Origin of the sequence: Chitinophaga sp. ARDCPP14, from assembly GCF_051362515.1 — a bacterium.
In the GTDB taxonomy this organism is placed as follows: Bacteria; Bacteroidota; Bacteroidia; order Chitinophagales; family Chitinophagaceae; genus Chitinophaga.
The window spans coordinates 124,018-136,005 of record NZ_JBKIXB010000003.1; the positions used below are offsets into that span (position 1 = coordinate 124,018).

At 46.4% G+C, this 11,988-nt stretch carries 11 protein-coding genes; 6 read left to right on the forward strand and 5 right to left on the reverse strand.

Annotation, left to right across the window (positions count from 1 at the left end; translation table 11 throughout):
• Positions 1–57: 57 nt before the first annotated feature.
• Positions 58–1,806 carry a hypothetical protein gene (locus ACLHR0_RS09555; protein WP_429047988.1) on the reverse strand — a complete coding sequence of 583 codons (1,749 nt, stop codon included), beginning with the start codon at positions 1,804–1,806 and terminating at the stop codon, positions 58–60.
• Positions 1,807–2,125: 319 nt separating this feature from the next.
• On the opposite strand from ACLHR0_RS09555, the gene ACLHR0_RS09560 reads away from it, so the two are divergent.
• The gene (locus tag ACLHR0_RS09560) at positions 2,126–2,287 is read left to right on the forward strand and encodes a DUF1328 domain-containing protein (RefSeq protein ID WP_079471907.1); all 162 of its coding nucleotides are present in this window, start codon (positions 2,126–2,128) and stop codon (positions 2,285–2,287) included.
• A gap of 203 nt (positions 2,288–2,490) precedes the next feature.
• Here the strand turns inward: ACLHR0_RS09560 and ACLHR0_RS09565 are convergent, their stop codons facing one another.
• The gene (locus tag ACLHR0_RS09565; protein WP_429047990.1) at positions 2,491–3,249 is read right to left on the reverse strand and encodes a DUF695 domain-containing protein; all 759 of its coding nucleotides are present in this window, start codon (positions 3,247–3,249) and stop codon (positions 2,491–2,493) included.
• Between the two features lie 349 nt (positions 3,250–3,598).
• On the opposite strand from ACLHR0_RS09565, the gene ACLHR0_RS09570 reads away from it, so the two are divergent.
• Positions 3,599–6,091, forward strand: coding sequence for a TonB-dependent receptor domain-containing protein (locus ACLHR0_RS09570; RefSeq protein WP_436486146.1), 2,493 nt, complete (start codon positions 3,599–3,601; stop codon positions 6,089–6,091).
• 29 nt (positions 6,092–6,120) lie between these two features.
• Positions 6,121–6,594: an acyl-CoA thioesterase gene (locus ACLHR0_RS09575; protein WP_370913091.1), complete on the forward strand. Its 474-nt coding sequence runs from the start codon at positions 6,121–6,123 to the stop codon at positions 6,592–6,594.
• A gap of 235 nt (positions 6,595–6,829) precedes the next feature.
• On the opposite strand, the gene ACLHR0_RS09580 is transcribed toward ACLHR0_RS09575, so the two are convergent.
• The 3 genes from ACLHR0_RS09580 to ACLHR0_RS09590 form a co-directional block, all read right to left on the reverse strand.
• Positions 6,830–8,602 carry an ABC transporter ATP-binding protein gene (locus ACLHR0_RS09580; protein ID WP_429047994.1) on the reverse strand — a complete coding sequence of 591 codons (1,773 nt, stop codon included), beginning with the start codon at positions 8,600–8,602 and terminating at the stop codon, positions 6,830–6,832.
• A 138-nt stretch (positions 8,603–8,740) separates the two neighbouring features.
• Entirely contained in the window at positions 8,741–8,980 is a 240-nt protein-coding gene (locus ACLHR0_RS09585) for a hypothetical protein (protein ID WP_429047995.1), read from the reverse strand.
• Between the two features lie 73 nt (positions 8,981–9,053).
• Positions 9,054–9,281 (reverse strand): hypothetical protein, encoded by a 228-nt coding sequence (locus ACLHR0_RS09590; protein ID WP_429064627.1) that lies wholly within the window; start codon positions 9,279–9,281, stop codon positions 9,054–9,056.
• A 31-nt stretch (positions 9,282–9,312) separates the two neighbouring features.
• Here ACLHR0_RS09590 and ACLHR0_RS09595 point away from each other — a divergent pair, with 31 nt between their 5' ends.
• Genes ACLHR0_RS09595 through nfi form a run of 3 tightly spaced genes read left to right on the forward strand, consistent with a single transcriptional unit; the run spans position 9,313 to position 11,985 of the window.
• Complete coding sequence (locus tag ACLHR0_RS09595) at positions 9,313–10,047, forward strand: MgtC/SapB family protein (RefSeq protein ID WP_436486150.1); 735 nt, start codon at positions 9,313–9,315, stop codon at positions 10,045–10,047.
• A gap of 18 nt (positions 10,048–10,065) precedes the next feature.
• A complete protein-coding gene (locus tag ACLHR0_RS09600) occupies positions 10,066–11,274 on the forward strand; it encodes a DUF763 domain-containing protein (protein WP_429064625.1) in 1,209 nt (402 codons plus the stop codon).
• Between the two features lie 21 nt (positions 11,275–11,295).
• On the forward strand, positions 11,296–11,985 hold the full coding sequence (gene nfi / locus ACLHR0_RS09605; protein WP_436486152.1) for a deoxyribonuclease V: 690 nt from the start codon (positions 11,296–11,298) through the stop codon (positions 11,983–11,985).
• Positions 11,986–11,988: the final 3 nt, after the last annotated feature.

Consider the following 11,988-nt stretch of genomic DNA (forward strand, 5'->3'; position numbering starts at 1 on the left):
GACACAAAGGTTTAGTACTATAAATTTACGGAATGAAGGGGTTTCCTCCACATGATTTTAACGGAAGTTCAGCACCGTAGGCGCGCGCAGTGCAGATACGTCAAAACGAAAATCAACGATGGTAGTAATTTCCAGCATCAGCTTTTTCATGGGGGCCGGCGCATTGGGATAATAATAGCCGGAAACTTTGATGGTGTTCAAAGAGAGGTTTTCATTGCGTACCCGGAAGCCGCCTCCCAGTCCGAGGTAAACCGGATTGCGGAACAGGTCATCACTTTTATTGGTGATCATAGATGCCTGGAGCGCTGTAAAGAAATTAAATTTGAAGCCCAGGAATTTCAGGGGGCTGTAGTACACGGTTTCCGATCCCAGGTTCAGGCGCTGATAGCCGTTGATCATGGTATTCTTATACCCCCAGATGCCGTATTCCATATTAATGTTGAGCGGCTTATTAAAAAACGGGTTGGGGCTGTTGAGGTAGTCGGCGTTCAGAAACTGCCGGAACCGTGATTTCCGGATATTCAGCAACTTGCTGTAATATTCAAGACGGGCATGTATTACGCCGTCTTCCCAGGCATTATTAAGCCAGAAAGTACTCAGCCCGATGGTAGAGTTAAAGAGGCCCTGGTTCCTGGTGGTCCAGAATTTCTGCGCTTCAATACCGGTGTAGATCCTCCGACGATCCTTCCAGCTTTCCCAGCCGCTGGTGGCGCTGATGTTATATCCCAGGGGAATATCCTCTGTGCGGCCAAAGCCGAAAAAGTAGTGGGCTTTAAAATAATCAATGCGGTAAGCCTGTAGTTCTGCCAGGTAAAGGCGGTGGTTATTATAAACGGGATCGTCTTTATACCGCAACTGATCCGGCTTTCGCTGAAAGGATAAATTATAGTGCCTGGCCAGCACCGCGAAATTGGGCTTCTTCCCGATGGTCCCGTCGTGTTTATAATTATTGATAAAGTTATACCCGATCCAACCATCTATTACTGCGTAAACATAGTCGCGGTAAATGCTGTCGCCGTTTTCGGGCAGTGAACCCCGGATATTAATGGACCAGTTCTTCGACAGGGCAAAACCGCCCACCAGTTTGGCGGAATTGCGGTACAACGGTTTATTGAGATTAATAAATACCGCTCCTTCAAAGGCGTTGGTATCCAGCTGGGCATAGTTATTCAGGGTAGTATAGCCCAGGCTCACATCTATAAAAGATCCCAGGAGGTTATATTTCGTGTACCTTACTTCCGTGTTCCAGGTGGGAGAATAATCGGAGCGCCACTGCATTCCAACCCGGAGTCCCTGCCCGGCGCCAAACAGGTCGTTGTTGGATACGCTGGCCCTGATGTCTTTTGCACTGAACTGCGAGATGTCTACGCCATATTCAAAGAGATCTTTCGTAACTACTTCCACATCGATTGAATCGCCGTCGTTATTTTTTACATATAAACGGGCATCCTGTATAAAAGGCCGGTTACGCAGGTAACGTTCGTTATCGGCCATTTCAAAGGGGTCCAGGGGCTGATTCTCCCGGAAGAACAACGACTGCCGGATCACCCATTCCCTGGAATCGTAGTGCATCCGGTTGGCCAGGTGGATCAGCTTCATGCTGGTGGTGAAAGTGGTATCATTGATGTTGCGCGGACCGAAAACCTTTACTTTCCTATAGTAGATATTTCTGATCACTTTGCCCGCAAAGGGGGTAAAATACGCCTCACTTTTGATGATGGTGCTGTCGTTATCATTGGAATGTGCCTGAACATCCTGTTTGGTAATGCGTTTTATGAGCGATTGCCGGTACTCTTTGTTACGCATGGAATCGCGGTATTCCCCGATTTTTTTGAAGAGGCCACTACTTTTATGGGGGACAGTATCCGCTGCGAGCGGTGACTGTTGGCCTTCTGCGTATAAACAGACAGGACTATGCAGGCCAATCAGCCAGCATAAGACAGTTAGTGTAGGCCATATTTTGAAATAATTCCTCAATTCTAGCAGCAGGTAACAAGTATATCGAAAAAAAATGAAATAGCAGCAACTGCAATTATTGTACTTACCGGAATGATAATTGTGTAAAATTGAACGGATTACCTGGAAAAGTGTTACAGATATTATTGTTCACCTTAAAGTTTTAGTTATGTTACGCTGGGCACTCATCTTTTTTATCGTCGCTATTATCGCAGCAGTATTTGGTTTCGGAGGCATTGCCGCCGGAGCAGCATCTATCGCCAAGATTCTGTTTTACATTTTCCTGGTGTTATTTGCTATTTCTTTACTGACAGGACTGCTGCGGAAATAGGAGTTGAACCGCCTTCGGCGGTTGTAAATTGTCTTGGAGCCGGATTACGTTGATTATGCTGATTTTATTGATTTGATCAACTTCGATTTGGAAGATAAGGAGGATACTGCCTCCACTCTTTTAAAATCAGTTATAAAATCCAAAAGTAAAAATCAAACTAATCAGTATAATCAGCGTAATCCTGAGTCAGACAACATCCGCAACTACTTCATGATGCTGGTTTCCCAGCCATCGTATTCTGCATTTACCTGCTGGGCCAGTTCCCAAAGGCTCATTACCACACTATCGATGGTGGCTTCACTGGCTTTGTCCAAGCGGGAAATACATAATTTATAAGGGAATTCCGGATTATCTGTTTTCTCTTCCCGGGCCAGCGCAAAGCCATTTTCCTTGATGTGTTCCCAGTAAGCAATTTTATCTTCTTCTGTTCTGAAGTGAATCCAATGCTCAATGATACGTTCCTTTTCTGAAGCATCTCCATGCTGGCGCAACATACGAAGCACCTTTCTGTTTTGAATGCGCTGAAACTCGTACACATCAGGAAAGAGAAAATCAAAATATAGTTCCCAGTTATTATCTTCCTTTACGCCGTAGTCGTAACGGTAATCAGGAAAATTAATCATTGCATCCGCAATGAATTTATCATGCAGCAAAGTGGTGCCTGAATAAAAGTAAAAATCACGTACGCCATTTGAAAAAGTGCGGCCTACAAAATGCGCATCCAGTTTGGTTTGCAGTTGCTCTACCAAACTATCCTCAATTTCACCCATGACGGCAAATTCATCGTTCTGCGGGAATCCGTCCTCACGTGGATTGTTAAGATACACTGTTATATATATGGCATTCGGCTTTTCCTTTAATGGCGCAAATCGTCTCAGATCAAGGTCAAGGCCTATTACTGCTGGACTTTCTTCAATATGGCACGTATAAATATCCCAGTCCGGTCGGTAATCCTTATGCATATAAAAAAATTAAAATAACGCAACAGCTGGCTGTAAAGATACGTTGCTCTGTAATACAATGGAAACGATAAACTTGTATTGACCTCTTTTTTATCCACAAAATTTAGCGTATGCTATGCGTTGGCCTCCACTCAATTACACCGGTTACAAACCAGGCTTAACACTAATTAACACTTGTGGTATTTTCTCTGCATATTTTCTGTAACCGGCTACCACAAGGGATCCTGTGCAATTCTGTAGTTGAAACAGCGGACTGTAAAGGGTTCCAACCAACCTTTCATCCTAAAAACAGTCAATTCTTCATTCATAAAAGGTAATTTTACAGGGCTATAAATTGTTGGAAGCTATTATGAGAAAAATTGTATCGTTAATTACAGGCTGGCTGTTATTGTTTTGTATTACTGCTGTGGCGCAACAACCGGGTGGAAAGGCCGCCCCCGCCAGTACGGGCGTTATCTACGGCAAACTGCTGGACGCACAAACCGGCAAACCTATTGAGTACGCATCTGTAGCGTTGCTGCGTCCCGACTCCTCCGTGCAGACAGGTATGCTCTCCAAAACCAACGGGGACTTCAGTTTCGAAAACATTGCACTGAATAAATATATCCTGAAGATTAATTTCATCGGTTACGAAACCATATATAAATCAGCGGTGCTGTCGGCTAAAACCAACAGTGTAGACATCGGTAACATCAAGCTGAAGGCGAATGTAAAATCACTTGCCGCCGTGAATGTAGTAGGCGAGAAACCGGCCTTTACAATGGCCATTGATAAAAGAGTATTTAATGTAGAAAAGAACCTGGCCAGTATCGGCGGTACTGCCACCGATGTACTGAAACAGGTGCCCTCCGTGAATGTAGACATCGACGGAAATGTAACCGTGCGCAACGGCGCTCCTACCATCTTTATTGACGGACGCCCCTCTACCCTCACATTGGACCAGATCCCGGCCGATGCCATCCAGAACATCGAAGTGGTAACCAACCCTTCTGCCAAGTACGACGCAGAAGGAATGAGCGGTATCCTCAACATTGTATTGAAGAAAAATAAGAAAGCAGGGATCAATGGCGCCGTAAATGCCGGTGTGACCTCCCTCGGCAGCACCAATGGCGGCATCGACTTCAACCTGCGCCAGGAGAAGTTCAACTTCTTCATAAATTATAATTTCCGTAACCGCAAATCTCCCATGACCAGCCGCCTTTTCCGTAAGAACCTGGGCGCTGATAGCACCTCGTATACAGAGCAACTGGAAGATGGTGACTTCTACCGGAAATTCCAGACCGGCCGCATCGGGTTCGATTGGTTTATCGATAACCGCAACACCATCACCGTATCTGAAAACATTACCGGCGGTAATTTCAACCGGTACAATAATCAAATACTGAATGAACTGGACGATAAGCAACAAAAAGTACGCTATGGTACAGGTATCAACAATACCTTAAACGGATTCCGTAACTACACTACACAGCTGGGTTACAAGCATACGTTTGCCAAAGAAGGTGAAGAGCTGACCGCAGATTTCACCTATAACTACGCCACCGGCGATAATAGTGCCAATTACTCCCTGCAGTATTTTGATCTTTCCGGGCAACCGATCTATGATCCTAAAAAGCCTGAATTGCGCTATGGCAGCGGAGAAGGAACTACTAAATATGTTACTGCGCAGGTGGATTATGTAAAACCGCTGACAGAAAAATCCAAGATAGAAATGGGGCTGCGCAGCAACACCCGCAAGTTTGATAATTTCACCAATACCTATGGACAAAATTATCCTTCCGGCGATTTCTCACTGGATACTGCGCTCTCTAATAGCTATCATTACCAGGAACAGATCAATGCGGGCTATGTAAGCTACACCGGCGCCAAAGATAATTTCGGCTACCAGGTTGGCTTAAGGGCGGAACAATCGAACTACGACGGAGAAACAAGACTGGGAGAGAAATCTTCCTATAAGATCAATTATCCGATCAGCCTGTTCCCTAGCATTTTCCTGTCGCAGAAATTTAAAGGCGATCATGAGCTGCAACTGAACTATAGCCGCCGGATCCGCCGGCCGTGGTTCCGTGATCTCCTGCCAACCATCGACTACAGCGGGCAAAGCGCCAATACCGGTAATCCGCAGCTGAAACCGGAGTTCACGAACTCCTTTGAATTGTCTTATCTGAAAGATATTGCGCATAAACACAACCTGCTGGTATCTTTATACTACCGCAATACCAACAACGCTATCACTGATTTTTATGTAGATACTACCCTGAACCTGAATGGGCAGAACCAGCACGTATTACTCTCCTATCCTATTAATGCCAGCACCCGGAATTCATATGGTGCGGAATTTACATTGAGAAGCCAGCTCACAGAAATATGGGACCTGACCACCAACGTAAACCTGGCGCAGACAAAGATCGACGCCACCAGCAATGGCAGCAATCTCTCCAACCAGGGCCTTACCTGGTTTGGTAAATTGAACAGCAACACCAAGCTGCCGTGGAATCTTACGCTCCAGGTAAGCGCCGAATATGAATCCAAACAAATCCTGCCACAGGGCGAAAGAGAACCTAAATGGTCGGCCGATGCCGCCATTAAAAAGGACCTGCTTAAAAACAAAGCGTTGTCTATTTCCCTGGGGATTGCAGATATATTCAATACCGATCGCAATCTTACCTATACCACGACCAGCTTTTCCGAGCAGGAAAATTACCGCAAACGCGCCACCCGGGAGCTGAGGCTCAATGCTACCTGGCGCTTTGGTAAAATGGACACGCATCTTTTTAAAAGAAAGAATAACAAGTCCAAAGAAAACAACAACGGAGAAATGGGGGGAGGTGATAATTTTTAATTCGTATTTTGTCGTTGCAAACAACACTTATGGATTCTATTTATCACACTATCACCCTGCGGTTCCTTGCGGAGCCGTCAGACGTAAACTTCGGCGGGAAAGTACATGGCGGTTCTGTTATGAAGTGGATTGACCAGGCAGGTTATACCTGTGCTGCCAACTGGAGCGGGCAATACGCCGTTACGGTATATGTAGGGGGTATCCGTTTTTTTAAACCCATCGCCATCGGCGACCTGGTGGAAATAGATGCAAAGATCATTTATACCGGCAATACCAGCATGCATATTTCTATTGATGTATTTGCAGGCAATCCCCGCCAGCAACAGAAATCCAAAACCACGCACTGCGTCATGGTTTTTGCTGCAGTGGATGATCACGGCAAAACCGTACCCGTACCCAAGTGGACGCCACAAACTGCCAACGAAATCAGCATGGAAGGCTATGCCAAAAAGCTAATGGACCTGCGTAAAGACATCGACGAAGAAATGAGACCCTACATGTAGCGGGAATCGTCGCGGATTTTGTCTTGGCTCAGGATTACGCTGATTATACTGATTAACTGGATTTTTACTTTTGGATTTTTTTAGATTTTTAGATTTTTCTTAAATAATAATTAAGGGAGATAAGAGCGAATATATCCGCTTCTATCTCCCTTAATCCTTTATAAAATCCAAAAGTAAAAATCCAGTTAATCAGTATAATCAGCGTAATCCTGAGCCAAGACAAAATCCGCGCGCGTTAGCTCGCAAACTGCATATCGCTCAGTGTCCGGTATAGGCCGTCCAGGCCTATTAATTCGCTGTGGGTGCCTTCTTCTACGATATGGCCTTTGTCAAGCACGATTATTTTGTCGGCCTGGCGTACGGTGGCGAGGCGGTGCGCGATTACGATTGATGTGCGGCCTTCCATCAGCTTGTCCAGCGCGTCCTGCACCAGTTTTTCCGATTCGGAGTCCAATGCGGAAGTGGCTTCATCCAGTATCAGGATGCGGGGGTTTTTCAATACCGCCCTAGCAATAGCAATACGTTGGCGCTGTCCGCCGGAGAGTTGAATGCCTCTTTCCCCTACTACCGTTTGAAGACCTAACGGGAACCGCTGTATGAATTCCCAGGCATTAGCCTTTTTCGCGGCTTCCTCCATTTCTTCGGGTGTGGCGCCGGGCTTGCCGTAGGCAATATTTTCTGCGATGGTGCCACCAAAAAGGAACACGTCCTGGGGCACTACTGCCATTTGCGAACGGAGCTGCGACAGCGGAAAGGCAGTGCTTTCCTTGCCGTCAAACAGGATGCTGCCGTTTACCGGATCGTACAGGCGTAACAGCAAGGACACGATGGTGCTTTTCCCCGCACCGCTGGGGCCTACCAACGCAACTTTCTGATCGGCATACACATCAAACGATACATCGTTCATAATGGTAAGGTCCGGGCGGGAAGGATAATGAAAAGACACATTGCGGAAGCTGATCTGTCCGTCCAGCTGGTTTTCCGGCGCAATGGCCGTCACCTGGCTGATATCTTCTGCCGGTTCATCCAGTATTTCCAGCAGGTGTTCGGTAGCGCCAATGCTCTTCTGCAGATTGGTATATACTTCCGCTAAACCCGCGATGGAACCGCCGATAAACAGGGAATACAACACAAATGACAGAAGGTCGGAAGTAGGCATCCCGATGGAAACGCCCCTCCAGATCACTGCTACCAGTGCGCCAAAAATACCCATGATAATAAAGGAAGAAAAAGCGCCGCGGAATTTTCCGCTTTTCATACCCAGCCTGGCGGCTTCATTGGTGCGTTGGCGGTAGCGGGCAATTTCAAAAAATTCATTCGCAAAAGCCTTCACGTTCAAAACACCCTGCAGTGTTTCCTCCACTACTGTGTTGGAAGCTGCTACCTGTTCCTGCACCTGTTTGGAAAAGCGGCGGATAAATTTCCCGAAAACCACGGCGACTACCATCATCAGCGGCAATATGGCCAGCATAAAGATGGTCAGATGAGGCGAGGTGACCAGTAAAATAACCACACCTCCAATGATGATGATGATCTGCCGGATAAATTCCGCCAGGGTGGTCGTAAAAGTTTCCTGTAATAAAGAAATATCTGAGGAAATACGGCTGCTAAGCTCTCCCACCCTTCTTTCCAGGAAAAATTTCATCGGCAGGCGAATCAGGTGACTATAAATAGTTTGACGAAGCGTGGCCAACGTTTTTTCTGTTACATTAACGAATAATACAACGCGAAAAAAAGAGAAGATAGCCTGTGCTATCAGTACGCCAATCAGCAATACGCCAGCTTTGTTCATACCGTTAAACAGGTATTCATTACTTTTCGGATCTACCAGGTTGCCCAGCAATTTCGGAAAGGCCAGGCCGGCTAAACTGGAAACCAGGAGGAAAATAAAACCTAACGAAAACTCAGGCCAGTAGGGTTTTACATAACGGAACAGGCGGAATGTTTTTTTCAGAGCGGCTACCTTTATGGGTTGCTTTGGTGCCGGGGGTGTGGTGTCGTTTTGCATTCGGATATAGTCTTTATTAATAGAGGTAGACGAAACGTATCCAAATATATTGCAAAAAGCGGGATAAAATTTATAATGCCTCCGGGGATTGCCTTTCCCTTGCCGGAAAAACAAATACCAGAGGCATTATAAGTGCGGCTAAGGCCGTGGTCTGTTCTTGGATGAATCTGCGGCACCGGTCCCAAAACGGGAAGAATCTTCCCCTGGGTTAATAGCTCCGGGAGGCATTTGTGCCGCAGGCACGGTGTCCTGCTGTATCATACCGGCTGTATCCATTGTATTTACCGTTGAATCGGTTCCGGATTTATTGCCGTTTCCGCATGCAGCGAGCATTACAACCGATATACCTGCCAGCATGAGCATGTGTGTTACTTTCATAAACTGAATGTTTAAGGGTGAGGTAATTCATTTATCAGTTAACAAAGCGTTGTCCCTAAACAAGCGTTACAGCTTACCGCTGGGTTGAATCCGGTTTGGTTTTAGTAGTGTCTACGGGTATAACACTGGTACTGTCTACCGCAGGCATAGATACCGCAGCGGAATCGGCTTCACGACTGGCTTCTTTGGAACTGTTACAGGCAAACAGGAAAAGGCTCAGCATCCCGGTTAAACAGAGGACTACACATGATTTATAGAAAAAGGCTTCCATGTTGATCTTTTTTATGGTGATAAATTTCATTCGTAACAGGCATTAAAGCAAACAGTTCAATATGCTGTTACAATTGATAAAGGAAAGAATTGTGCCAACACGTACATTTGTAAGTATATATTTTGAGACGATGAAAGATGTATTGCATATCATAGAAGAAGACCAGATACTGAAAGTGTTGATAGCGTTGGTGATGGGTGCATTGCTGGGTCTTGAAAGAGAGTATAAACGAAAGGCTGCTGGTATGCGTACCATGACCCTCATATGCATGAGCAGCACTGTATTCACCATCCTATCTGCAGAGTTGGGATATCCTCATTCAGCAGATCGCGTAGCCTCCAATATCCTTACCGGCGTGGGTTTCATTGGTGCAGGCGTTATTTTTAAAGGCGATTATACGATAGATGGAATTACTACTGCGGCATCTATATGGATTGCTGCCGCTATTGGTATGGCCGTTGGTATGAGCCAGTACTGGCTGGCCGCTTCAGCTCTTGCCGGTGCGCTGATTGTATTGGTTACACTGGAATTTGTAGAAAGAAAAATTGCGGATATAAATGTTAAACGTTATTACACAATTTTTTTTCATGAAGAAAAATTTCCACATATGGATGTTGAAAATATCCTACATGATTTTAAACTGAAGCATAAAAGAATGATGATCGTGAGAAAGGAACATATTGTGGAAGTGAACTACGCGGTACGGGGCAGCAAAGAAAGTATGGAGCAGTTTGATAACTTCCTGCTGACGAACCCATTTATCTCCCAATACGAGATACAGGCAAACCCATCGTAAGATTTTTAATTGATTATTATGCCATCATATGCAGATCTGCCTTTACATTACGGCCAGGTTCCGCCCTGGCTGGCCAAGCGGATGAGCCTTCTGGGCGGCGCTATTGTAGAGGCTATTGTAACCGATTACGGTAAAGGAGAAGTGATTAAACGGCTCAGTGATCCCTGCTGGTTCCAGGCGCTGGGCTGTGTGCTGGGCATGGACTGGCATTCATCAGGAATTACCACCAGCGTAATGGGCGCGCTGAAAAAAGCGATCAATCCCCGTTCTGCTGAACTGGGTATCTATATCTGCGGTGGCAAAGGCCGCTACAGTAAACAAACACCTGCTGAACTCACCGCCATTGCCAACAAAACCGGCTTACCCGGCGACCAGCTCGTGTACAGCAGCAAGCTCACCGCTAAAGTAGATAATACCGCTGTTCAGGATGGCTTCCAGCTATATCTGCATTCCTTCATTTTATCAGATGACGGCGAATGGGCGGTAGTGCAACAGGGAATGAATGATGCCAGCAGCATGGCCCGTCGTTACCACTGGCATTCGTCCGCCTTTCAGTCGTATACAGAAGCGCCGCATACTTTTATTTATGGGCGCAACCAGGGCAGGATACTCAATCTCACCGACTTACAGGCCGGTGCTACCAAAAGCGGCATCCTTCAGCTTACAAAAGAAAAACCGGTGCACCTGCTGCCCGAAATACGTAATCTTGTGATGCCCTCCCATCATGATGTGAGAGCGGAAAACGTGAACCTGAAAAGGCTGGGAAGCGTGCTCGCCCTGGCGCATGATACCAACCCTGCGGATTTTGAAACCCTCCTGATGCTCGAAGGCGTAGGCCCAAGAACGCTGCAATCGCTTACACTGGTGAGTGAAGTGATTCATGGCACCCCTTCCCGGTTTGAAGATCCCGCCCGCTTTTCGTTTGCACACGGCGGAAAGGATGGTCACCCTTTCCCTGTGCCCACTCGCATTTATGATGAAACTATTCATACCCTGAAAGAAGCGCTGCACAAAGCTAAGATCGGGGAATCGGATAAGAAGGATGCCATCAAAAAGCTGTCGGCGCTTTCCCTGCAGATTGAAAAAGATTTTGAACCGAACAGCAATTTTGAGAACGTGATAGAACAGGAACGCCGCGATTCGTGGAAATATGGTGGCAGAACCGTTTTCGGGAAAGCTGTAAAACCTCCTGCACCCAAAGGCGGCGACCAGTTAACCCTTTTCTGAGCAGATCAAATAACGGAATCCATGATCAATTACAATGAACTCACCGTTCCGGAAGCCACTGTTATACAAAAGGAATTACGTGACTCCGTAAAAATAACACCGTACAACGGCCCTATAAACTATGTGGCCGGAGCAGATATTTCTTTCAATAAATTCAGTACTACTGTATACGCTGGTATTGTAATGATGGAATTTCCATCGCTAAAACCGGTTGGCTACAGTCTTATAAAAAAAGAAGTATTGTTCCCTTATGTTCCCGGTTTCCTCGCCTTCCGGGAAGTTCCCGCCCTGCTGGATGCCTGGGCGCAACTGCCCGTAAAACCGGATATATTGGTGGTGGATGGTCATGGTATTGCGCATCCGCGCCGTATGGGTATCGCCAGTCATTTTGGAGTGCTTACACAACAGCCCACCATTGGCAGCGCCAAGAAAAAGCTGTTTGGTGTTTATGAAGAACCTGGTATGGAGAGGGGCAGCCGGACCCCGTTAACGGATAAACAGGGACAACAACTGGGCTATGTACTGCGGAGTAAAACCAATGTGGCGCCTATTTTCGTGTCACCCGGCCATCTGACAGATATTCCGGGCAGTGCGGAGACCCTTATGCAGTGCATAAAAGGCTACCGTTTACCTGAGCCAACAAGGTTGGCGCACAACGCGGTTAACCAATTCCGGACGGGAGTCATTCCTGAAGGATGGACCAGTCTTTGAACA